14 protein-coding genes are annotated in these 24,513 nt (G+C 56.7%); 4 read left to right on the forward strand and 10 right to left on the reverse strand.

Annotated elements, in window-relative coordinates; genetic code table 11:
• Nucleotides 1-144: 144 nt before the first annotated feature.
• Entirely contained in the window at nt 145-1,734 is a 1,590-nt protein-coding gene (gene guaA, locus HMPREF1647_RS04730; RefSeq protein ID WP_035432534.1) for a glutamine-hydrolyzing GMP synthase, read from the forward strand.
• Between the two features lie 205 nt (nt 1,735-1,939).
• Here the strand turns inward: guaA and abc-f are convergent, their stop codons facing one another.
• Together abc-f and HMPREF1647_RS04740 are read right to left on the reverse strand one after the other, a co-directional pair.
• On the reverse strand, nt 1,940-3,409 hold the full coding sequence (abc-f, locus tag HMPREF1647_RS04735; RefSeq protein ID WP_005987409.1) for a ribosomal protection-like ABC-F family protein: 1,470 nt from the start codon (nt 3,407-3,409) through the stop codon (nt 1,940-1,942).
• A gap of 261 nt (nt 3,410-3,670) precedes the next feature.
• On the reverse strand, nt 3,671-4,957 hold the full coding sequence (locus HMPREF1647_RS04740; RefSeq protein WP_052039145.1) for an MFS transporter: 1,287 nt from the start codon (nt 4,955-4,957) through the stop codon (nt 3,671-3,673).
• An 837-nt stretch (nt 4,958-5,794) separates the two neighbouring features.
• On the opposite strand from HMPREF1647_RS04740, the gene HMPREF1647_RS07000 reads away from it, so the two are divergent.
• Nucleotides 5,795-5,962 (forward strand): hypothetical protein, encoded by a 168-nt coding sequence (locus HMPREF1647_RS07000; protein ID WP_157966984.1) that lies wholly within the window; start codon nt 5,795-5,797, stop codon nt 5,960-5,962.
• Nucleotides 5,963-6,904: 942 nt separating this feature from the next.
• Here the strand turns inward: HMPREF1647_RS07000 and HMPREF1647_RS04745 are convergent.
• The 8 genes from HMPREF1647_RS04745 to HMPREF1647_RS04785 all read right to left on the reverse strand — a co-directional run bounded on the left by HMPREF1647_RS04745 (nt 6,905) and on the right by HMPREF1647_RS04785 (nt 21,383).
• Nucleotides 6,905-8,677 (reverse strand): GmrSD restriction endonuclease domain-containing protein, encoded by a 1,773-nt coding sequence (locus tag HMPREF1647_RS04745; RefSeq protein WP_035432537.1) that lies wholly within the window; start codon nt 8,675-8,677, stop codon nt 6,905-6,907.
• Between the two features lie 25 nt (nt 8,678-8,702).
• Entirely contained in the window at nt 8,703-11,750 is a 3,048-nt protein-coding gene (locus HMPREF1647_RS04750) for a restriction endonuclease (RefSeq protein WP_035432539.1), read from the reverse strand.
• A gap of 2 nt (nt 11,751-11,752) precedes the next feature.
• On the reverse strand, nt 11,753-13,648 hold the full coding sequence (locus HMPREF1647_RS04755; RefSeq protein ID WP_035432541.1) for a site-specific DNA-methyltransferase: 1,896 nt from the start codon (nt 13,646-13,648) through the stop codon (nt 11,753-11,755).
• Entirely contained in the window at nt 13,641-14,399 is a 759-nt protein-coding gene (locus HMPREF1647_RS04760; protein WP_262363810.1) for a DUF4391 domain-containing protein, read from the reverse strand. The genes HMPREF1647_RS04755 and HMPREF1647_RS04760 overlap by 8 nt, the downstream gene beginning before the upstream one ends.
• An 8-nt stretch (nt 14,400-14,407) precedes the next feature.
• Nucleotides 14,408-17,656 (reverse strand): helicase-related protein, encoded by a 3,249-nt coding sequence (locus HMPREF1647_RS04765; RefSeq protein ID WP_035432546.1) that lies wholly within the window; start codon nt 17,654-17,656, stop codon nt 14,408-14,410.
• Nucleotides 17,657-17,660: 4 nt separating this feature from the next.
• Nucleotides 17,661-17,873 carry a YlcI/YnfO family protein gene (locus HMPREF1647_RS04770; RefSeq protein WP_262363811.1) on the reverse strand — a complete coding sequence of 71 codons (213 nt, stop codon included), beginning with the start codon at nt 17,871-17,873 and terminating at the stop codon, nt 17,661-17,663.
• A gap of 775 nt (nt 17,874-18,648) precedes the next feature.
• On the reverse strand, nt 18,649-20,100 hold the full coding sequence (locus HMPREF1647_RS04780; protein WP_035432551.1) for a hypothetical protein: 1,452 nt from the start codon (nt 20,098-20,100) through the stop codon (nt 18,649-18,651).
• 2 nt (nt 20,101-20,102) lie between these two features.
• Nucleotides 20,103-21,383 carry a hypothetical protein gene (locus tag HMPREF1647_RS04785; RefSeq protein ID WP_156095550.1) on the reverse strand — a complete coding sequence of 427 codons (1,281 nt, stop codon included), beginning with the start codon at nt 21,381-21,383 and terminating at the stop codon, nt 20,103-20,105.
• A 497-nt stretch (nt 21,384-21,880) separates the two neighbouring features.
• Here HMPREF1647_RS04785 and HMPREF1647_RS04790 point away from each other — a divergent pair, with 497 nt between their 5' ends.
• Both HMPREF1647_RS04790 and HMPREF1647_RS04795 read left to right on the forward strand, forming a co-directional pair.
• Complete coding sequence (locus tag HMPREF1647_RS04790) at nt 21,881-22,888, forward strand: LacI family DNA-binding transcriptional regulator (protein WP_035432553.1); 1,008 nt, start codon at nt 21,881-21,883, stop codon at nt 22,886-22,888.
• 224 nt (nt 22,889-23,112) lie between these two features.
• A complete protein-coding gene (locus HMPREF1647_RS04795; RefSeq protein ID WP_035432555.1) occupies nt 23,113-24,504 on the forward strand; it encodes a glycoside hydrolase family 32 protein in 1,392 nt (463 codons plus the stop codon).
• Nucleotides 24,505-24,513: the final 9 nt, after the last annotated feature.

Consider the following 24,513-nt stretch of genomic DNA (forward strand, 5'->3'; position numbering starts at 1 on the left):
CGCAATCTCTCGTGGTGTTATCGGCTGGTTGAAGGTATTATTAATAGCAATAAATTCGTGGTAGAGATATGTGTCCATACGTGCGGCGTTGTGCGTTGGCACAGAATCAAAAGTGACCGGGAAACCGGAGAAGCGGAGTCATGCATGAGCGAGTCCAGGCCCAAGCAGTTTGTTGCAGTTCTAGACTTTGGTGCCCAGTACGGCCAATTAATTGCACGTCGCGTGCGTGATCTTAACGTCTACTCCGAGATTGTTCCTTGTGATATTTCCGCAGATGAGCTTCGTGAGCTCAATCCATCTGCGCTCATTTTGTCCGGCGGCCCTGCTTCTGTTTACGCGGAGGATGCGCCAAAGATTGACCCCGAGATTCTGGAGCTTGGCCTTCCTGTCTTTGGTTTCTGCTATGGACAGCAGATTATGGCGGTTACCCTAGGTGGCACCGTTGGACATACCGAGAAGGGCGAGTATGGCCCAGCTCATCTGACCCGCGCGGGGGAGAGCCGCATTTTTGACGGCACCGCTGAGCAGCAGACCGTTTGGATGAGCCACCGTGATGCTGTGTCTGAGGTTCCAGAGGGCTTTACCGTTACCGCTTCTACCGACGTTTGCCCTATTGCAGCTATGGAAAACGCTGCTAAGAACCTGTATTCTACGCAGTTCCATCCAGAGGTTAACCACACCGAGTGCGGTTCTCAGATGCTTTCTAACTTCCTGTTCAATATCTGTGGTTTTGAGAAGACGTGGACTATGGACAACATCATTGAGCAGAAGGTAGAGGAGATTCGCCAGAAGGTTGGTGATGGCCGCGTTATTTTGGCGCTTTCCGGGGGCGTTGACTCTTCTGTTGTTGCTGCCCTTGTCCACCGTGCTATTGGCGATCAGCTTACCTGCGTGTTTGTGAACCACGGCATGCTCCGTAAGGGTGAGCCAGAGATGGTTGAGCAGGTCTTCCGCAAGCAGTTCAACGTGCCTCTGATTCATGTTCATGCGGAGGAGCGCTACGCTAAGCTTCTAGCTGGCGTTACCGAGCCAGAGATGAAGCGTCGCCTGATTGGTACTGAGTTCTGGAAGGTCTTCTTTGACGAGGCTCAGAAGCTGGACGGCGTTCAGTTCCTGGCACAGGGCACCATTTATCCTGACATTATTGAGTCCGGTGCTCGTAAGACGGGCGGCAAAGCTGCAACTATCAAGAGCCACCACAACCTGATTCCATTCCCAGAGGGCGTTCACTTTGACCTGATTGAGCCTCTGGATCACTTCTTTAAGGATGAGGTCCGTGCGCTGGGTGTTTCTCTCGGCCTGCCAGAGAACCTTGTCTACAGGCAACCATTCCCAGGTCCTGGTCTTGCTATCCGCATCATTGGCGACGTTACCCCAGAAAAGCTGGAGATTCTCCGCAACGCAGACGCTATTGTCCGTGAAGAGATTGATGCTTACAACGCCAAACTCTTTGACGAGACAGGCGACCGTAACTCCGAGCACAGTGTTTGGCAGTACTTTGCCGTTCTACCCGACATTAAGTCCGTTGGTGTTATGGGCGACGAGCGTACGTATGCCCGTCCGGTTATCCTGCGTGCCGTTGAGTCCAGCGACGCTATGACCGCTGACTGGGCAAAGCTCCCATACGAGCTGCTGACCCGTATTTCTTCTCGCATCGTTAGCGAAGTTGCTGGCGTTAACCGTGTAGCCTACGACATCACTCCAAAGCCACCTGCGACCATTGAGTGGGAGTAGGCCGATAGGGTTCTGACCTGCGATTTTGAGTGCCGCACTGTGCCGCTGAGTTTCGTTTCGTACGAGAGTCATGACAAAGCCACCAGCGACGGAGATGAGTAAAAGCGATTAAAGAGCCTCCGTTCCCTGCGTTGGGACGGAGGCTCTTTCTTTGCCGTTTTACTCCCTTGTCTCCGTTCGGGGATTATTTCTTGCTCATTTAGGGCTATTCGCGCTGAAAGATTTTGACTAGCTTGGTGTCCTTTATTTCGTAGACAATGTCTGCGACGTTCTCGACCAGCCTCTTATCGTGGGAGACGAACACTATCGTTCCGGCATAGGCGCTCATCATCTGCTCGAGGGCTTCGGCGCTCTTGATGTCCAGGTAATTTCCAGGCTCGTCCATGAGCAAGATGTTGTATCTGCCCAGCAGCATCTTCGCGAGTAGCAGCTTGATGACTTCGCCTCCCGAGAGAACGCCAACGTCCTTTGTCAGGTCGCGCGGTCCGATTCCCATAGAGGCGAGGATGCCTCGAATTTCGGTCATGCTGTACTCGCAACCATCCTGCATGAACGAGATCGCAGACTGACGGGCGTCGAACTTGTAGCCTGTTTGCTCGAAGTAACCGATCTCTGCCTTGGGAGAGATGTTGATACCGTCGGCGCGTCGAGCGATTGCCTTCAGCAGGCTGGTCTTTCCTGTACCGTTGCCACCGGTGATGGCCACTTTGGCACCGAGCGGTATCTCGAATTTCGCGTGGTCATAGAGCATGCAGTTGCCGAAGCTCAAGCTGAAATCGTCTGCCGAGATGGGAAATTTACTATGCAGTTCCAGGGCCTTGCTCTGGCGGAACCGCACGGCGCGAATGCTATCTGGGGCCTCAATCCCTTCGAGCGCTTCGAGGCGCTTCTCCATGTCCTTAGCCGCCTGGTACATCCTCTTCTGTTTGGTGCCGGTTGCTTTCTGATGCCCCAATCGACCTGCATACTCGTTGCTTTTTTTCGCAGCCTTCCGCTTGGCGTCGACCTGCCGTGCTTTTTTCCGTTGTTTTTCGATGGCGGCTTCGAGGCGATCGCGCTCGCGCATCGCCTCTTCGTATCGAGTCGCCTGAGCTTTGCGCTCTTCTTCTTTCTGTCGCAGATAGTCGGAGTAGTCACCCCAGAATTCGGAAATACCGCCGTCTTTGAGCTCCCAGATCTTGTCTACCACCTGGTCGAGAAAATGACGGTCATGGCTCACGATGAGCAGAGCCCCATCAAATGCCTTGAGTTGTCCGACGAGAAGGCGGATGCCGTCTTGGTCGAGGTGGCTCGTAGGCTCGTCGGCGAAGATCGCGCTTGCATGCTGGGAGAGTGCAGAGGCAATCTTGGCGCGTGTTTCCTCCCCGCCGCTCATCGTCTCCTGCGCCACTCCGGCGACGTTGAGACGGGAGAGCATCTCACCACTGTCCTGAGCCGCATCAAGGTCGAGTTCATCGAGTTGGCCGATGAGGGCAATGCTGCCGAAGCGCCTGACGTCGGCGTCCGCAATGGTAAGATTGCCGCTCAGAATTTTAAGCAGGCTGGTTTTGCCTGCGCCATTGTCTCCCACCAAGCCGATGCGATCGTAGGAGTAGATTTCCAACTCTTCGATATCTAGGATATCGCGGCCGGCATATTCCAAAAAGATGTCTTTAGCTTTGACTATGAGTTCCATAGGTTGAACCGCCTTTTGTGTATTAGCGTTTTACTGGAAGCGCAGCCATGCCAAAAAAGATTGCTCACGTCGATTTTTCGCCTTTGCCCAATTGCCGGCGCGAGCGTTTTGACCTTGCGCAAGCCGGCAAATCCGAAAATGATAGTTGGCGACGAATAAGGAGCGCGATGCGGAATGTCGGTGCAATACCTCGTCGTCGCAAGGGCTTGAAGGCTGACGCTTGAACCGATGGCTGCTGCCTCTTTTTTTCGAATACTTGGGCTATTGAATCTGCCCGGTATCTCTTTTCCCCGCGTTTCGGACGCTCGGAGCAAGCAGCATAGCCATCGCAAGCAGTACCATGGTCGCTCCAGAGCCGACGAACCATAACGGAGCTCCAAGCAGATCCGCAAAAACGGAGGGGGCTGCGAGGCCCATGGGCATGGCCCACGCCATGATGGTTCCGTAGAGGCCGAAAACGCGGCCTAGGTACTCAGGAGGTATCTGCTCCTGCATAAGGGCAGTCTGGGTTCCCGCGTACAACGGGGAGCATGCGCCCATAAGAAAGCTCACCGGCAGGAAAGCAGCGAACAATGACGGGCCGAGCGATCCGGATACGATTGCGGCAATGCCGAAGCCGGCAATCGCGGCGACCATGGTGAACGACCTATTGCGGAACCCTCCCGTGGCCGCCAAAATGCCGGACCCAGCCAGCATGCCTGCAGAAAAAAGGATTTCCACCAAAGCGGCATCCCCCGTGCTACCGCCAAAATGCCCCAAGGTCATTATTGGGAACAATGCCGCGAGCGGAGAGAACGCGAAAGCGAAGACGAACCCGCACCAAAGAAGGGCGAACAGCCCCCTGTACTCCCTAATCAGCTTGTAGCCGTCCGAAATCTCAGAGAAGAGCTCTCGAACCTTATTGGAAAAGGACAAGCTGCGGTCGGCTTCATCGAGGCCCCCTGCGTCTATCTGTGCGGCGAGGACGGCTAAAGAAGCGAAAAGCGCTCCCAGCACGTCGAGGACAATCATAGCGGTAATGCCCGCCACGGGATAAATCACTGCTGCAAGCGCGGCGCCAAGAATGTATCCGCCGGACTGAATCGCCTGAGTCACCCCCGATAGGCGAACGAGATGCTCTGGCGGGGCGAGATGGGGCGTGAGAGATTGGGAGGCTGGCGTGTAGAACGAAGTACCAACTGGACGGAGAAACAGGGCGATGAGAATTAGCCATGCAGGTAAGCTGCCGGCCAACGAGGCAATCGCCAAGGCGGCACCCACCGCGGCAATGAAGAGGTCGGCGCCGATGAGGACACGTTTCAAAGGCAGTCTGTCGACAACGGCGCCCGCAAGGATTCCGAACAAAGCAATCGGCAGAAAGCCTGCCAGCGATGCTAAGGAGAGGAGAGAAGACGACCCTGTCGTGAGGGCGAGATGCCAAATAAGACCCATTTGGAGAATCGAACTCGTCAATGTCGAAACGAGCTCCCCGCCCCATACGAAACAAAGCTTGAATTGCCATGAATGGCACAGCAGAACAGACCTGCCCCGAGAGGTTTCAAATATCATGGTTATGTCCAATCGTGAAATGGCGTGCAGAAAAACAGCGCGACGCCACAACAGCGCCGCTTTCTAGGCGCTCATCCACGTGCGGAAAAGACCAACCACGACACCCCTCCTTTGTTAATTCGGTCTGGCAAACCATGTAATATTAACGAGGCTTGAGTTTGCCTGTCAAGAATCGAGCATCGGTAAGGGCAATCCTCTCTGGCCATTCGATTCCTTTTGTATCTTTGGTTGCATAGGTGACCCGCCAGGGCTATTACGCGTGGAAGAGGCGCCTGCCGAGCTGGCCGATGAGGCGCTGAAGATGGCCCTGGTCAGGCGAAACGATCCCAAGGGATGCGTACATCATTCGGATAGTAAGAATGTTGCCAGCAGGTTTTGCGGCAACCGCAAAGGAGCCGTATCCTGCAGCTGGAATCACGTTGCAGCATCCTGACCCGCATTCCGATTGGCGGACGGCCCGCTTCGGCATCCTGACCAGCACAGCGATCGAGCCTTGTCATTCCTTGGATATGCCGGTTGCTCGGGGCGGTCCCGACGGAGGCCCTCGCCTCCCCGGTCCGTGACCCAAGAAGGGCAAGCATGCTGATCTGCATGGCTGGTTCCTCCTTTATGTAGACGACCATGCAAAGAAGGGACAACCGAGGAGGCAGGTTACTGATGCGGGCTCCCGCACGCCCATGACTACCCGACGGGCTGTTTTTCATCTCCGATGCCCGCATTGCAGCATGAACGAATGTGCCTCGACATCTCTGCTGGCATGGTACGACTGGGATCGCACCTCGACGCATCCTTGCGCATACTGCCTTCCAAGTTTCGAAACCGGGAAGGAAAGTGTATGTGAGCGACGATATCGGCGCCGATTCGACGCTCGAGAGGGAGATTGCGCCGATTCTATCCATCGGGGATGCATTCCCGAAGATTCTCATCACTCGCACGAGGCATGAGCCCCATACCCGGGAGGGCGTGCTCGTGCTGAATTTCGCGAGGTGGCTGCTTGGCGGGTAGGGTTCTGAACGTCGCATTGGGATATCGCGCGACAGGGCACGCAGGGCTGTTTGTGCCCGCACGGGAAACGCCGTCGCCATGCGGGCGGCCTGTCGTGTCCGATTAGCCTTTTGCTAAACAGGCTTACGCCAACTCATGGGCAAGCCACCTGAGACTATTCACTTTGCTTATCGTTGACAAAGACCTGTGGCCTGCGGTTTTGTGAACGGCTCGTAAGCCACCCGCGTCGACTCACTTACTGTTGAAGCTGGTGGTTTGCAGGCTCAAAGGCGGTTGAGTTTCAAAACGGGCGTTTTTCGGCGATATCGAGCCTCCAAAGGCGGCTCTCCGTGCCCCTTGGGACAAAAATAAAAACTCAATACTCTGAGTTTGAAAATGGTTTTTGAAGTTGTCCCAGCTTTTGTCCCCGAAGCCGATGAAACGCGACGTCGCGTCATTCAGCGGCACTCACTTCGAGATGCCGCCGAAAACTGGGTGCAATTGGAGTGACGAGACGGCAAAACTATAACCACCGAGTGGGAGTAAGACGATAGGGCTTTGACCTGCGTTTTCCGTCCGTGGTGTACCGTCTGATGACGCCATGTAAGGAAAAATGCAAAGCCGCCTGCGATTTAGGTAGAGTAAAAGGATTTGAACCCCCTGAAATCCATGCATTTCAGGGGGTTTCTTTATGCCTTTTGAACTGGTGTTTTAATCGTTTTTACTCTAAATCGCCGTACGCCTCGGACATGGCGACACCCAGCGAACGGAGAGTAAAGGAAAAACCGAAGAGTAAATTGTCCCAGTAACTTGTCCCACAACCCTTAAAACGGATGCGAAACTCAAACGAAACTCAACGGGACATAATTTGGTGGCTTTCTGACAAAACCGCAGTCAACGTTAGAACTCAATAGATACGGGGGCCATTGCGGCCCCCGCATTTGTCAATCGTTTCGCTAATGACTAGAGCCTAAGGAAAGCCTTCTTGATCATTTCAGACATGAGCTTACAACGCTCCCTCATGAAGTCAGGGTATTCCATATTCTCAAAGTCATACGGCAAAGCGTTGTCATAGCAAGTTGCGCGGTAAGCATCATCACCCAAGGCTTCCCTGTATTTCGTAACGTATAGCTTCGGATCATCGTCACTGATGTAGATATTGTTCTGATAATCAACGCAGACGAAATTTGCTCTGCGATCTTTCGCATATTCGTATGGGCCGCCTTTCAAGAAGTTCGCAGGGAAAATATGGTGCTTGTCATACGCCTTCTTGGTACCACTACTGCTAGGAAGCAGCAGTTGCGCAACAGTGCCGGTATTGAACAACACGCGAGAACCAAGGACAACTTGGGCCGCGAGGAACCCATTCCATACAGGGCCACTTGCGCGATTCTTATCAAGCTCATTAGGAAGCGTAACACCAAAGTAGTCATCGGTAAGTCGTGAGGCAATCTCGGAGTCTACCCAAGCCCTAAACGAATCAACGTCGGAAAGCTCCTCGATGGAATTCATTTGCTGTTCGAACACCGACTCGAAGTTGCCGGTGTACATCTGGGTGAGGATCGCCATCGAGAACCAGCGCTTTGATACCTGCTGAAGCTCAACGCCATTGATACCGAAACGATGCTTCGCGATAAGTGCGATAGTGTACGTCAACGGTATCGTGTTCTCGGAGCTAATCATTCTGCTATTCACATAGCCAGCCTCGCCTAGCGCATTGATGAAGGCGTGCCAAACGTTAAGGTTCAGGACCTTGTCCAAAGCAGCATCAAACTTCTCGAAGTTCTCCTCGCGCTTGGCGGCGCTTGTTTCGCGTGTTTTAAGATCTCGACCGTTCAGAATCAGTCGAGCATAGCGCAACCGGCCGCGACCAAAGCCGAGTCCTACAGTTGCCCTAATGACGTGACTAGGCTTAATCGTCAACAGGGCGTTGTAGGAAGTCCCGATGCCGGGCTTATGGCTCGCCTCGCACCAATCCTCAATACGCTGCCTTGTCTTTGGCTCATACACCGAAAGCAGAGTCATGATGAAGTCGTCCTCGTTAAGCTTCGTGCCGCCTGAATTGACTCGAATGAAGATTTGAGACATCTGCTCTTCGTCTGCTTTGTTCGAAATCGACAGGATGGGAATAAGATACGTGGTCTCAAGATTGAGAAGTTCGTTAATTCCGTCCTCGATAGCCGTTTTTGCATTGTCATCAAGCGCTTCGGCTTCACGCTTTTCGTTCGCCTCATTCAGTCGCTTGATAAACTCACGCCTGAACTTCGTTGCTTCGTTATTTCTTTTCGCCTCGAAAACCTTGCTAACGTCTGAAATATAGCGAGCATCATTGGCAATCGCCGCGTCCCACGTATGGAATTCCCTTGTGATTGGATCGTATGCGATTCTGATCGTCCTGTCAGAGAACGTCTGATCCTTGACCGGAACTCCGTAAAGCGAAGACACAAGCGCAGTAAGGCGTTGCTGGCCGTCGATTACAAGCTCTTTTGGGGTTGCATAGTTCTTCTCGTTGAGACCTATCGAGGACTTCTTGTCCTCCTGATCATCAGGAGCTTCCCAAAGAATGCAATATCCAATTGGATAGCCTCGAAGCATGGAATCAAGCAAATCCCTAACATCGCTGTCTTTCCAGACAAAAGGACGCTGGAGGTCAGGTAGACCCACCCTGCCCTCTATAACATCACTGACCAAATTCCCAACCGGACGGTCAACTCTTGTAAATAATGGTTCAGCCATAACAAACCTTTTCAGTCTCTGACATCTAAGCGGTTACATAGTGATACGTAGTCTCAACGTCATAGATGACATCCTCGATTACCAAAGCCTCGAAATGCTTCCTAGCGCAGTCGATTTTTGCTTTCTCGGCAGGACGCAAGCTGGGTGTGCCGTTGCCACCGCCCTTGGTCTCCATGACGAAGTAGACGCGCTCCTTGCCGTCCACCTCTTCGACGTACGTCCAGTCAGGGTTGTAACTGCCCAGTGGGGTGTCGATCTTGAACTTAGCGGGGAGCTTTGCAAACACCTTCACCTGTTCGGACTGGTCAAGCGCCAACGCGTACGGCTTCTCCACGGTTGAGGAATCGTACACGACGTAGTTATAGATGCTCTTACCGCTCAAAGGCTCCCAGGCGTTCTGGTCGAGATACGCAGTAAGATCCTCAACCGCCAGGATGTCCATGGTGTACCACTCGCTCTCTGGGAGCTTCGTGTACTTGATGCCCTGGGAGACCACCTCGTTCTTCGCGGCCTCGATCTTGGCAGCTACCTGCGTGAGGAACGTCATCGGGTCGATGGAGAACTCCTTGAAGCGGCCGCACTGCTCGAGGATGCGCTTGATGGTCCTGCGGGTCAGGCCCACGGCGTCTTGGAGCTCGGCTATTGGATCAGGCAGGTCGTATACGCGTGCGACATCTGTGGTTACCACGCTGTGCGCCACGTCATCATCGGCGGTGTCCTCACCCAGCAGGTTCTTTTTCTTCTTAGCGGCCACGCCCGTGTCATCGATGTTCAGGCCCGCGCGGGTACTCATGACCTCGAGCGGCTTGATGCGTGGCATGCACTGGATGCCCTCAATAGCCTTCTCAACAAGCTTGTCGGTGTCGATGTCCATCTCGAAACGGGTGGTCTGGCGGATACGTTCCCAAAGCTGCTGGAAGGCAGGGTCAGCCGTAACGTCCTTCTGCAGCTCGACCTCTACCTGCTTCGCTTTGTCCTTGATCTGCAGCTTCTGGGCCTTGTGCAGAATGACGTCGCAGACCTGCTGAGCCACCTGCTCCAGGCCCTCGGGCATTTCGACCTCGCCCTTCTCGGCCGCAAGCTTCAGCTCAGGCGTGATGGCGCCCTTGGAAGTAATTCGACCATCTGCGGCCAAGGCGTCGTAGACCTTCCTGGAGCGGTCGAAGCCGAGTCTCTCCTCGGAGCCGTCCTCCGCCTTGAAAGTGAGCTTGGTGAAGGACTCCGCGGTGAGCACGCCGAAGCGATAGCCCTCGCGTTCGAACTCGGTCTGCAAACCGTCAGCAAAGGACTTGTAGGACTCGTTGGCGATGACAGTCAGCACGTTGATGTCAGGGTCGTAGCAGCGCTCGCCGTCCTGGTTGACGGGCAGGCGCAGGCCTCGGCCGATCTTCTGGCGCTTGGTCAGCGAGTCGTTGGTCTCCACCAGCGTACAGATCTGGAATACGTTGGGGTTGTCCCAGCCCTCCTTCAGGGCGGAGTGACTGAAGATGAACTGGATATCCCTGACGTCGTCCTCGCCGTCAGGGAAGGAAATCAGGCGCTCCTTCGCCTTCATGATGGCTTCGAAGGCGCTGGTGTCGGCGGCGTTGCTGGCGCTCTCCTTCGTGTCCTTGAACTTGCCCTTGCCATCCTTGGCGAAGTAACCCTGATGAAGGCTGGAGGGGTCGGTCGCCAGCGGCACACCGGCCTTCTCGTACCTGCGCTGCCACTTGGCACTGGAGGCGAGCTCGCGGTACTTGCGCTCGAAGATCTCGGCGTACTCGCCGTTGTGCACGGTCGGCGCGTAGAGGCGGTACTTCTCCACCTTGTCGATGAAGAACAGGGACAGCACCTTAATACCGAGCGGGTATAGCTTCAGCTGGCACTCCAGATGATCCTCGATGGTGCGGGTAATCTGCGCCTCCTTGATTGCGAGCGCTGCGGTGTCGCCCAGCGCCGGGTCGTCGGGCTCCAGGTACTCACCGTTGGTGAACTCGATGAACTGGTTACCGACCTCGGTGCCGATGTTGCTGATCACCCAGCCGCTCTCGTAGTCGGTGTTCTCGCCGGACTTCATGTAGAGGTCATCGCCAGTCTTCACTGTGACGGCCTTGCGCTTCTGGCTGCCGTCCTTCTGGCGCACGTCGATGGTGACCTTGGCTTTGTAGCCGCCTTTGTATTCTGTTGACTCGAGCTTCACGTAGGCGCCGTTCAGGTCCTCCTGGCTCATGACGGAGTCGACAACGATGCCCTTGACTAGGTTGCGTTGGAACGCGTCCACAGGGCCCAGGCTGTAGAGCATGTTGTATGGCTCCTTGTGCGTCGCGGAATAGCGCAGCACGAACAGCGGGTTCAGGCTCTTGATGGCCTTCTTGGCCTTTGCGGTGTTGTCAACGCTCTGCGGTTCGTCGATGATGACGATGGGATTGCACGAGCTTACCAGCTCCTGCGGGCTGCGTCCGCCGATGAGCCTCTCGCTCGGACGATGGAAGATGTTGGTGACGCCCTTCTTCTCGTCGGAGTCCATCTCCTTATTGAAGGCGCCGATGTTGATGATCATCACCTGAATAGCCGAGGACGTAGCAAAGTTGCCAACAGGGCCCATGTCCTTCGAGTCGTAGACGAAGAACTCAAGCGGCCTGTGGTCGTAGAGGCCCTCAAAGTGTTTTTTCGTGCTCTCGAAGGATTTCTTCACACCTTCGCGAATGGCGATGGAAGGCACCACGATAACGAACTTCGTAAGGCCATAGCGTTTGTTGAGCTCGTAGATGCTGCGGATGTAGACGTAGGTCTTGCCGGTACCCGTCTCCATCTCGATAGTGAAGTCACGCAGGCGGCCATCCGTCATCTCGTTTGTACGCTGGAGGCTGTTTTCCTCCTGGATGGCATGGAGGTTCTCCTCAAGCTGTCTAGCTGAGACGCGGAGGTTGTTTGCGTGGCCGACGACGATGGCATCGCCGAACAGGCCGCCAACGGTGCCAGCGGTGAACTCGGACGACATGAACTCCTGCCCGCGGAACAAATCGCAGGTGGCGTTGATGGCATCGACCTGGTGCTGCTGGTCAGACGAGTATTTGAATTCCAAGGATGGCATGTCTACACCGTCCTCAAGTCGATCTTCTTCTGGGTTTTCTCCTCAGTGCGCTTGAAGATTTGGAGTGCGTTGAGTTTGAGGGTGTCATCGAGAATAGAGTCGAGCATGAGCACGCGATCAGGCTCCATATCCGCGATCTCTTGAATAACCTGAACCGTCAGGCCTTCCGACATACAGCAGATGAGCGCGTCACCCGCTACGGAGTAGCAGGGGTAGCCGCCGATCTCAGTCTTCTCGATGGGATAGGTAAGCTCCAAACCCCACTTGAGCATCATCTCGAAGATGATGTCCTCGTCGGAGCGCTCAGGCTTCACGCGGTCGAGCAGGAGCTCGCCGGGCCTCGGCGTCTCGATGCCCGACTCGTCGAGCTTGAGCACGCGGAAGCCGATATCCGGCACCTTCTTGGGTTCCTCGCCGAGTTTGAGCTGTCGGTTAGCTTCCTCGACCTCGGCGGCGATCATCTTACCGGCACGACGGATGCGTTCTTTCCCGATTTCTGTAAGAATATGAGGTTTACCAATAGAGCCAAGCATTTTACAAGCTCGCTCGATAGTCTTCCTAGCGTCAATCGAAGCTTTTTCTTTTGCTTTGTCGAGGTTCTCGTCAAGCTGTACGGCAATGAATGTGCGAGTGCCGCCATCTTTGGCGTTCTTGGAGATGACCGCATGAGAACTCGATGCGGAACCAGAAAAGAAGTCTAAGAAAACGCCATCTCCTGAATGCATGCCGTAGTCAAGCAAACGCTCGATGAGGGACGAGGGCTTCGGAAAATCAAAGACCTTATCTCCAAGGAGGCTCATTATTTCTTCAGTGCCATTTTTCGTAGTTCCGGCGTCAAGGAGCACTGAATTGGGCGTTTTTGTATCGCCTTTTGCTTTTCTTTCATTTAGAAAGAGTTTGCGCTTTGGAGCTGATGTCCCGGTAGTTCCGAAAGCTATCCTGTTATCTGACATAAGTTCTGCAACAGTATCGCGATTGTAGGCCCAACTACGCCCATTAGGGGGATAGTAATCAACGCCGGTATTTGGATTGCGAATCGGGAACTGGGTGTCTCCTCCAGCATGATTTGCGTCAATAGGCACACACTTCCACGGACCCCTCGGATCATTGTCTGGATTGGAATAATCCGAGTCATCGATTTCGTCCCCGCCGAACTCGAGAGCACTGCGTTTCTTTGAGAAAACCAGAGTATGGTTGTGATTGCTTGAAATCTCGTCATCGTTGGAAATGGATGTTCGCGATTGCCAAACGATATTGCCGACAAAGTTACTGCCACCAAATATCTCAAGGCAGATGGCCTTGAGAGTGGAGACTTCCTCCTCTCCGATACTGATAAAAATAGACCCCTCATCGCAAAGAAGCTCGCGCGCAAGTCGAAGCCGCGGATAAATCATCGAGCACCACTCAGAATGGAAGCGCCCGCTTGACTCAGCATTTGATTGCCCGGTTGAGCTTGTCTGCAAATGGTAGTTTTCGATCGAGTCACCAAAGTTGTCTTTGTATACAAAATCCTTGCCCGTGTTGTACGGCGGATCAATATAAATCATCTTGACCTTGCCGTGGTAACCGCGCTGCAAAAGCTTCAGCACCTCGAGATTGTCGCCTTCGATGTAGAGGTTCTGGGTGGTATCCCAGTCCACGCTCTCCTCGGGGCAAGGGCGCAGCGTGGCGCTCGAAACCGTCTGTGCCTGCCTGATGGCGTCAGTCTTGCCTGGCCAGGTGAACGCATAGCGCTCATCGCCCTCATCAATCTCGTCGCCGAGAATCAGACGCAGCTTCTCGAAGTCGATGCTTCCGTCGCCCTCAGTGGCGATCTCCGGGAACAGCGCCTTCATCTGTTCGATGCGTTCGGCCACCAGGTCTTTGGACTCGAGGTCCATTTCCTTGATTTCATCCATTGCAGATCTCCTTTATCTCTTGGGCGACCGAGTCGCATTCCTTCTTTATCTTCTTGAGCTCCATGCGCAGCTTCGCCGCGTCATTGAGCGAAATGTCCTTTTCACGCCTCTTCTCCTCGATGTCCTTGATTGACACTCTCAGGGAATCGTGCCTACCGACGGCTTCGATGAGCCTTTGGCGCGAGACCTCGGGACAGCTCGGGAAGAAGCCCAGGGCCGGTACCGTCCTGGAGAGCCTGATGTTCCAGACGATTGCCTCCAGGTACCTGAGCAGATCCTCCTGGCTCAGTTTGGCGAATGCCAGCGCATCCAGGAAGCCCGCATAACCCCGGTCATCGCGCCCGAAGGCGCCGCTGGACTCAATGAGCTCAATGACGGTGGCGCCCCGCTCGGCATGGCTCTTCCTGGTGACCGACGCCGATATGCAACATGAAGCCCCACCGTCGAAGAGGATGACCGTAGGGTTCGGGAAGCACTTGTGCAGCAGCCTCCCCACCTCGGCGTATGCCTCCGAGGTCCCGGCCATCTTGCACCTCAGGAAGATGATGCCCTGGATGTCGTGCTCGTCGTCCACGCGCGGAAGCATCCTGGCGGTGGACTTCTGCACTGTCGCGCAGTGCTCCAGCCTCTTCACCTTGTCCAGGACCTTCTGCTCATGCCTCGTGAGCGCCGCCTGCTCCACGAGCTTCGTCTTCGGGATGCGCCTGTTGCCTGCCAATGCCTTCTCGGGAAGCTTGAATATGTCGTTCATGCGCATGCTCATCGAATCGCCACGAAGCTCACCAGCGAGTAGTCGTCGAACGAAAGGCTTCCGGAGCTTCCGACTTCGCCCAGGGTGAACAGGCTGTCCATGCCCTTGCTCTCCTGCACTCCCGTGATCTCATCAACCACGTCATCCAGCAGATCGGTGTAGCGGCCCATGTTCTGACCGTCCTTCGTCTTCTCGTTGAACGAGCAGCAGAGCTCGAAAATCGGTTCCGCCTGCCCCGAACAAGCCGCCCTCATGATATCTAGGGCAACCTTGGGGTTAGTATGCTTGCTCTTCACAATGCCAGAATCCGTGACATAGGAAACGTAGTATGGGAACGTCGGGTTGGTGTCCTTCGGGTCACGGGTCTCGTCGTTCTGCTTCAGACAGAAGACCACGCCAGGCTCCACCTCGCCCGCAAGCTCGTCCGGGATGCGCGCCACGGCGTGCAATCCCTGAGGAGAGCCTTCGAGCAGGCCAGGGTGCTCCTTGGCGTATCGTTGGAGCTCCACGCGGAAATCGTCGAAGGCGAAGTCAGTGATGGAGATGCCGCCGGAGATGTCCTCCAGGTCCAGCACCTCGTTTTGCAGCTGCTCGAGCTGCTTGCGGCGGTACATCAGGTCGTTCATCTCGGAGTTCGCCTTGGCCTCCAGCACGTTCTCCTCACCAGTTGCTGAAGCGTCCATGAGGACCATGCGGCCTTTCACGCGACCCTCGAGCTGGATATACTCATCCAGAGCGATATCGGGCCAGAAGTTTACCAGTTGAATCTGGTCGTTTTCGGAACCTAGGCGGTCAATGCGGCCGAAGCGCTGGATGATGCGCATGGGATTCCAATGGATGTCGTAGTTCACCAGGCAGTCGCAGTCCTGGAGGTTCTGGCCTTCGGAGATGCAGTCAGTGGCGAATACGATGTCGATCTCGCCGAGCGCCCTCTCACTCTCAGAGAGCTCCTTGGACTTCGGAGAGAAATGGCCAAGCACCCTCTCGAAGGTGGTCTGACGCAGCTTCAGCGAATGGATCCTGCTGCCATCGCCGGTCACCTCTGCGCACTCGAGCCCGAGCTCCTTCTTCAGGGGGCCAGCGAGCTGCGCGAACAGGTAGTCGGCGGTGTCGGTAAACGCGGTGAACACGAGGATCTTTCTGTTGCCGGCGTTGTATGGCTGGCGCACCTTCTCCTCGACGAAACTCTTAAGCTGTGCGAGCTTCGCGTCGCGCTCTGGGGTAACCAGTTCGGCGTATCCCAGGAGCTGCTCCAGCTTGGCGATGTCGTACTCCAGGTCCTCGCGCAAGCGCAGCGGGTCCACGTCGCGCAGGTCCACCTGGACCTTTCCGCCGGATACGAACTCCTCAGCGTCATCATCGTCGTCGAATTGGCCGTCCCAACCCGTTGAATCGTAAGAAACCGACGCGCCGACATTGTCGAGGCGCGCGAGCATGTCCTCGCACGTGCGCAGGATGCGCTCGAGCGTGATGCGGAAGCTGTTCACGGAGGACTCTATGCGCTTGAGGACGTTGATGCGCATGAGGTTTGCCACCGCCGTCGTGCGGTGGACTTGGCTCTCGAAGTCCTTGCCCCACGTGTCCCCGTAGCGGTCCTCGTACTTGCGGCGCTGGTCGGCGCGCACGTAGGAGAGCACCTGGTACTGGGCGAACGTGAGCTGGGCGATCATGTCGTTGAGCTCGGCTATCGGCGGCAGCTCGCCGTCGAGGTCGATGGGCGTCTGGAACGACAGGGGCGCACGGCGTGCCGGGAATGTCCCGCTCGCGGCGCCGTAGTACTTCGTGATGTGCTTGCGGCTGCGCGCGATGGTCAGCACGTCGAGCAGCTTGAAGTAGTCGGCGTTCACCGCGTTCACAAAGCTCTCGGTCGTGCGCTCTGAGTCGGAGAGCTTGCTCCACTCGTTGAATCTCTGCTGGGCGACGCGCGTCACGTGGGTGATCGACGGGATGCCGTCGGTCTCGGCGAGGTACGCGTCGTCTCCCTCGGTGATGAGCTCGATCTGGTTGCGCAGGTCGAGCAGGCGGTTGTTCACCGGGGTGGCCGAGATCATGAGCACCTTCGTGCGCTGGCCCGACTTGATGACGTCCTCGATGAGGCGCGTGTAGCGGTCGGTCTTGTCCGCGTCGGTGCTCTTGTTCCTGAAGTTGTGGCTCTCGTCGATGACAAGGAGGTCGAAGTGGCCCCATCGCAGGTGCTCGAGGTCTACCTCGCCGCTCATGCCGTGGTAGCGCGACAGGTCGGTGTGGTTGAGCACCGTGTAGCTGAAGCGGTCGTCGGCCAACGGGTTTCGGTCGTCGTTGTCCTGGGTCCACAGGGTCCAGTTGTCCCGCAGGCGCTTCGGGCACAGTACGAGGATGCGGTCGTTGCGCTCCTGGTAGTACTTCATGACGGCGAGCGCCTCGTAGGTCTTGCCCAAGCCCACCGAGTCGGCGATGATGCAGCCCTTGTACTTCTCCAGCTTGCGGATAGCGCCCACGACGGCGTCCTTCTGGAAGTCGTAGAGTTTGTTCCAGACCACGGACTCCTCGAACTTGAGGCCGGGGCGGATGCCGTTGTCCTCGTCGTCCTCCATGAAGTCGCGGAACAGGTGGTACAGGGTCAGGAAATAGATGAACTCGGGCGGGTTCTCGCGGTAGAGCGTCTCGACCTGGGCGGCCACCTGCGCGGTGACCTCCTCGACCATCGCGGGGTTGTCCCAGACCGACTCGAACATCATCTTGAGGCCGACGGCCTCGGTGGCATTCTCGAAATGGCTCACGCAGGTGACGGTTCCCGGGCGGCGCTCGTAGCCGAGGCCCTCCTGCGTGAAGTTCGCGGTGGCGCCCATGAAGGCGTGGTCGTCGCCGGAGGGGTTCTCCACCACGTACGTGCCGCCCGGCTGAATGGTGCCGGACGCCTTGGCGGATTTGAATACGCCCTTCTCGCGGATCCACTCGGCGCATTCGCGGGCGAGCGCGCGCTGGTTGAGGTTGTTGCGCAGCGTGAGCTCGAGCCCCGAGCCGCCGACGCCGACCTCGCGCGCACGGCGGGCGACCTCGAACTCGCGTGGCTCCTTCGAGTCGGCCATGCGCTTGACGAAGGTGGGCTCGCTGAACAGGAAGCGCACCTCGTCGACCTTGGAGAGCTCCTCCTTGAGCTCTCCGTAGGCGAACACGGTGAAATACGAGCTGATTATCGACAGCTTCGCGCCGTCGTCGATGGATTCGCCGAGGGCGTCTCCCAGGCGCTCGGCGCCGACGTTGTTTAGCGACTTCACGCCTCTATGCCCCCTTCTTCGCGAGCTCTTCGATCATGCACGTGCGCACGAAGGCGGAGAAGCTCATGCCCCGCAGGGCCGCCTCTTCCTTGGCCGCGTCGCGTAGAGTGTCAGGGATGCGCAAGGTCACGGAGACCTGGTCGCCGTCCACCAGGAAGCTCCTGATCTCGGTCTCGTCGGGATTGCTCTGAATGAGCTTCTTGTAGCTATCGGGCATCTGCGCTCCCATCGCTCGAAATGCAATACAAATGCGTTTGTAGCATTATAACGCGGCGGCACGGGGCGGCACTGGGAATGCGAGGAACATCGGCCGTCTAGGTTCAATACGAGGACGGGCGGTAGATCAATCCCTCAATCGGAGTCAAAGAGCAGCTTCCGACTCGGGCTTCGTTCCTCGCTATTCGTGGGGTTTGGCCTTGGTTCGTTCCTCGGCGTAGAGGACCTCGTTCTGCGCCTCCAGGATGCGTTCGGCGCATCTCTCGCTTATCGACCTCAGAGCCAGGATGCCCTCGACGTCGAGTAGCTCCAGCTGGTCGGCGTGCGCCAGCGACTCGGCAGCGATCGGCGTCTGCTACCGCGAACACGTAGGCTCTCCCTCAAAACCGTTGAAGTCGCAGATAAGGGACCTGCAGCGCGTACTGGGGAGGGAGGAGGTCCCGGGTGTGCCAGACGAGCTGGCGAGGCTGCTCGCGGAAGAGAAGGAAGAGGTCGCCGAGGGGGGGTGTCCACGAGGTCAAGGAAGAATGGGGTGACGTCGACGAGCAGAGGCTTGGTAGGTTCCTCATGGCGGATCTTAAGGTCACGCTGGGCTTTTCGTCTGGCTGTTCCGCGCCGTGTTCAAGTGGGTCATGTAGACGACGGCTGTTTGTCTGCCTAGGTAAGTATTCGCTGTTGTGAGTATGATGGCAGTACGGGAGATTCATCCGTTCTAGACGGCAAATGGCCGAGTGATTAAGTATCGCTTGGCCGTTGTTCCTCTAACCTGGATGATTTTAATTTAGGAAGAAATCATCGACTTCTTCGCGCGTGTGCAGAATTTCGCTATCCGGAACGTTAAGGCTTACCGCCAGTTCAACGGAGCCGGAAAAAGCCATGGCGGAATTCGGGGAGAAAGCCTTTCCGAGGAGACTGATGTATGCGCTCATATTCTCACGAAGACTGTTGATACATGCGGCGTATTCGCAATCGAGCTCTGTATCGAGGGCGTTCAGCTCCTGAGCATAGTGCGCGAGCAGCTCAGCCTCTCGTTTGCTATAGAAGTCCTTTCCCAATTCGTACACGGTCGTGCCCACGGCGTTGCCGACAAGGGCGCCCAGAATGGGGACCGGAATGACGGCCTGGCCCACGAAGCTCGAGAACGCGCTCACGGACGCATCAAGACATGCGATTTCGGAGTTTTCTATGAACTCAATCTCTGTAAGTTCGCCGCTGCGGAACCTGTAAGTGCAGTCGGCGACGCCGAAAGATGCCGTGACTAGCGCGCTTGCGACAGATGAGGGCGTGGCTGTGTAGTTGTTCAGTCCGTAAATAGCTCCGCCGCGAACTCCGCCCTTGACTAGTCCCATGCCGGAATCTTTGGCGATTTCCTTCCAGTCATTCTGGGTTAAGTCGCCGATACGTTTCCCGTTCCCTAGATGGCGCTTCACTGAAAGCGCGAATGCCGTTCCCGCTTCCAGAACGGCACCAGCCGCAGCGGCCTTCGCACCCTCTTGGAGCGTCGGCTTGTGTTCCTCGTAGATGTCCTTCTTTATCCGCTCGCTCTCATTTGCGAGCCTGCTTTTCTCCTTGGCCATCTTGTCGGCGATAGCGTTCTTCTGGACCTCCGAGTACTCGAACTTGGAGGCCTCTAGGTCATCGATGCTGAACCCGCTCGAGTCGAAGAACTCATGGATGCTCTTCCAATTTGAGTAAGACGGACCGCCGGTCGAGGAGACCAGCTTGGCCGCTTCCTCCTTGGGCATCTCATATAGGGTGCGCACAGCGTCGAGATGGTCCTTCGGGATTTGATAGACGCCGCCTTTGTCGAGGAAATCGGGGTACTTCTGTAAATGGGCGGCCACTGCGTCCAGGGAGAACTTGCCACCGGCGTTCGTGAATTTGACCTGTATCTCGACACCGTTGCGCAAAAGGTCGGCGGGCCCGTTGTCGTTCACCCATTCCATTACCGATTTATCACCATGGAGGAGGCTCTGCGCGTTCTCCAATCCGCATTCGGCCACCTCGGCGATGAAGCCATGGACACCCCAGTTGCCGCCCCTGTTCGCAACGACGAGGTCCTCGATCTTCCCGAGCGCCCAGTTCATGGACTCCATTGCGGAATCGAGGTTCTGATCTTGGCGGTTGAGATTCTCGATAAGGTCGTCGATTCTCATCTGGTTGATTAGGCCGATCCATGCGGCGATGGCCTGCTCCTGGGAGCTCTTGGCTACCTTTTCTGCTTTCATGATTATTCACCGTTCCGGGTGGAAACCCTCTCGACGATGAGGCTGCTCAGGGACTTCGCGTTGTTTACCAAGGAACCCAGAACCAGTTTCTCGTCGTCGGAAATGGAGAGGTAGTCGGCGCCATGCAGACGACATGAGGACACAAAGGACATGGACAGATCTTCACGAAGGGCATCGGTTTTTGTCCTGAGCGCTTCGATTGCTGCAGACGTCTCCCTAAGAGCCTCGGTGTTCCGCTTTACCGACAAGAGCTCCTCGTGCTTTTCCCTGGCGATCTTGTGTTGCTTTTTCACGAAGAGCGCGATGGAGGTCAGCAACGTGGCGCCCGCGACACCCCATCCGATGGGGCCGGCCATTGCTAGGAAAGCACTGCCGGCGGCCATTCCGCCGCCTCCGGCAGCCAATGCGCCTCCGCCGAGCCAGGCCATTGCTGCGTTTGTTGCGGCAGCGCCTGACAGAGTAGAGATTGCGGCGCCCGTGGAGGCGGTGCCGAAAGTTGTGGCAACCCACATAGCGGCGGATGGGGCGATGCTGGCAACGGCCATACCCGCCGCGACGCCGGCGCCGGCGCCGGCCGCCGATTTCCGTGCTGAGTTCAGCTCTTCGCGAGCGAAGGCCTCCGACTCCTTGAAGCTTCGCTTCTTGTGGGATACCTCCTTGATATCCTCCACGAACGACTTCGGCGTGTTCGCGATCGAGTTCACCAAGTCGGTAATGAGGTCCAGCAGGTCGATGCTTCTCAGCCTAGACTGGTAGAGCTCGATTCCTCCCGATTCCAGATCGGTGTAAGTTTGGTTGTAGTCGATGACGGCGAGCTCGTACTCATCCGGTTCTTTTGCCCTTGCATTCTCGACGCCTTGCTTGACCCCATCGGCGATTTTCCCTGCTTTACCTGCGACGGCGACGACGGTGCCTTGAGCACCGGCGGCCGCAGCGCTTGCGGCATTAACGGCTTCTTCAGCCACATCGCCGAGCATTTTCGCCATATGTTCCGGAGCTGGATTTTGGGATTGGACCGATGCGACAACGTTTTGCTCGTCGACAAATTCAGTGTTGTATTTGAAGCTCTTCGGCTCTGGGCCGTTCCCGATTGCATCTCCAATGCTCTGAACAGCACCCTTTGCCTTGCCTGCAATGTCCCCGATGGCCTGTCCCGTCTGATCGGCGGCGCCTTGAGCAGCATTCGATGCCTGCTCGGCAGCGCTTGCGATTCCTTTTCCTGCAGCGGCCGCAGTTTTCTGTGCCTCTTTTATTGGGTCGAAGCCTTTATCGAAGAAGCCCATCGCCCCTACCTTTCTCCATTTGCAATCTAAGGCCATTATCTCACCAATAGATTTGATATCTACCAGCGTTTTAACCACCGATCATTATCTGCGCGAAAAACATTGTCGGTGTACATCGTTTTGGACACTAAATTCTGTTGTCAGCTGAGTATGTGACGTAGACGACGATTCAGGAGTTGCTCGTCTGGTAGGTGCAGGTCACGAAGGCCCATGCCTGAGCGACGTCCGCCGGCTCTTCCAGGACATCCTCACGTCGAGCCTGGCGACGCTCGAGCGCAAGGACGCCGAGGCAGCCGAGGGGAGGGTCCTCAGCGCGGGTCTGGGCTGTTCGAGACGGACGACGAGTACTTCTTCCTCAAGATCATCGACGGGAGCAGGAAGAGGTACGTGCGGAACCCCAAATCACACAGGTTTTGTGACTGACCTACAATTTGACCGCACGAAAAAGCGGGGTAGTATACTGTAAGGATATGTGAAACAACAGGAGGAGCACCCGAATGGCGCGCACGGACAAAACGCAGAACGCGGCGAAGCCCAGCATCAAGGAAGTTGCCGCCGTGGCAGGGGTTTCGCCCACCACCGTGTCACGCGTGCTCAACAACCGCGGCTACATCAGCCAGCAAACGCGCGACAACGTCCACCGTGCTATGGAGCAGATCGGCTACACACCCAACGACGTCGCCCGCGCTATGCTCAACGGCCGTCTCAACCTCATCGGCGTTATCGTTCCCTTTGTGAGCAACCCCTTCCACGGGCAGCTTGTCCAGGTCGTTGAGCGTACCTTGGCCGACAACGGCTTCAAGCTGATGCTCTGTAACAGCGGCAACCGCCCCGACCTCGAGCGCAGTTACGTCGACATGCTGCGCCGCAATATGGTCGACGGCATTATCGTGAGTTCCCTCAACCCCGAGATCCGTGAGTACATGGGCCCTGGCATGGCGCTCGTGGGCATCGACTGCGACCTCGGCAAAGACGCCGTGCAGATCGCCAGCAACAACGCGCGTATCGGCGAGCTCGCCACGCGCCGTCTGCTCGATGATGGCTGTCGCCGTATCCTATGCATCCGCAGCAACAGCCGCATGCGCATGCCCGGCAACAAGCGCGCCGACGCATACCTGCAGGTCATGCTCGAAGCAGAGCTTGATCCGCTCGTCTGCGAGATTGAATTCGTCAAGTCGACGGAGGAGAAAGCCGCAGCCGTTGCCGCCGTACTCGACGAGCATCCCGGCATCGACGGTATCTTTGCGGGTGACGACTCCATGGCGGCAATCTGCCTGGGCGTCCTCCATACGCGTGGTGTTCGCGTTCCAGAGGACATCCGTGTGGTGGGTGTTGATGGCGCGCGCCAGACCCTCACCTTTTTGCCTGAGCTCACCACAGTCTGCCAGCCCATCGACCTCATCGCTCAGACGGCTGCCACGGCCATGATCGACCTCATCGACGGCAAGCGCAGCGAGGATCGTCTCGACCTGCCCGTCACGCTCCGCGAAGGCACCACCGCCTAAACCTCGCTCAAACGCAGGCACCACCCTGCAACTCGCACTCCCAAACCCTACTCAAACGCAGGACCCTTCCCATTTCTCACCTTTTTCTCACATACAATCTACCTGCACTTTTTACCGTTCACCGAAATATGTCATACGTTTGCATAAATCCTCTTGCGTTTGTATGTCATACGTTTAATATATGAAAACGATTGACATACTCAACATGGTGAGGAGACCCAACTATGTACAAGCTCTACTACCAGCCTGAAGGCGTCTGGGTGGGCGACATCATGCCCTACGCAGAGGACGGCACCTTCTACCTGTATCACCAGCGCGATACGCGCAAAGGTGGCGTCGTGATGGGTGAACCGTTTGGCTGGGCCCTGGCTACCACCAGTGACTTTGCCACGTACGAGGACTTTGGCGAGAGCCTCGTCCGCGGCACCGACGATGAGGTCGACCAGTACGTTTACGCTGGCACGGTCTTCAAGATCGGCGAGACCTACCACGCGCTTTACACCGGCTGCAACCGCGACAAGGTTTACGCTGGCACCGGCCAGCAGGTGCTCTTGCACGCCACAAGCACCGATGCCGTGCACTGGGAGAAGAACATCACCGAAACGCTCCTTCCCCCGCAGGAGGGCTACGACGTCCGCAACTGGCGCGACCCCTACGTCCTCTGGGACGAGGATGCCGAGGAATACATGCTGATCCTGGGTTCGCGCATCGGGCAGGACAAGGCATGCCAAACCGGGCGCATCGTAAAGTTCACCTCCAAGGACCTCGAAACTTGGGAGTTCCAGGGCGACTGGTGGGCACCTAACCTCTACACCATGTTTGAAATGCCCGACCTCTTCAAGATGGGTGACTGGTGGTACCTGGTGTTCTCTGAGTACAGCGATGGCAACAAGACCCGCTACCGCATGTCCAAGAGCATTAACGGCCCGTGGATTACCCCGGTCGACGATGCCTTTGACGGCCGCGCGTACTATGCTGCCCGCACCGCCTTCGACGGCGAGCGTCGTGTACTCTTTGGCTGGGTCCCCACGCGCTCGGAGGCAAACGACGGCGCACCTTACCTGTGGGCCGGCACCTTCATGCCACTTGAGATTGTCCAGCGCGAGGACGGCACCCTGGGTACCAAGGTCCCCGACAGTCTGCGCGCTGCGTTTGGCGAGGGCGAGAAGCTCGAGCCCTTCGAACTCACCGGCACCTCCGCCAAAGAGGAGCACGTCTTTTCTGCCAACCCGGGATCCGAGACCTACTGCCTCGAGACCTCTTTCACCTTTACCCCAGGTACCGGCGGCTTCTCCATCAAGTTGCATGAGAACGCCGAAACTGGCGTTGCCTTTGAGTACCGCGTCGACTTGGGTCAGAAGCGCATGGAGTTCCACAAGAGCCCCGAATACCCGTGGTTCCAGACCATGAACATCGGGCTTGAGCGCCCCATCGACCTCACCGCCGGCGAAACCGTCAATGTCCGTCTCATCGTCGACGACGACATCGCCACAATCTTCGTCAACGACGTCGCCCTCAACGCCCGCTTCTATGACAAGCCTGGCGACGGCATCGCCATCACCGTCACCGACGGCACCATTGCGTCTGTCAGCGCGCCTATCCTGGCCGTGCTGTAGTACAAATAA

This window comes from Lancefieldella parvula DNF00906 (genome assembly GCF_000758945.1).
GTDB classification, from domain to species: Bacteria; Actinomycetota; Coriobacteriia; order Coriobacteriales; family Atopobiaceae; genus Lancefieldella; species Lancefieldella parvula_C.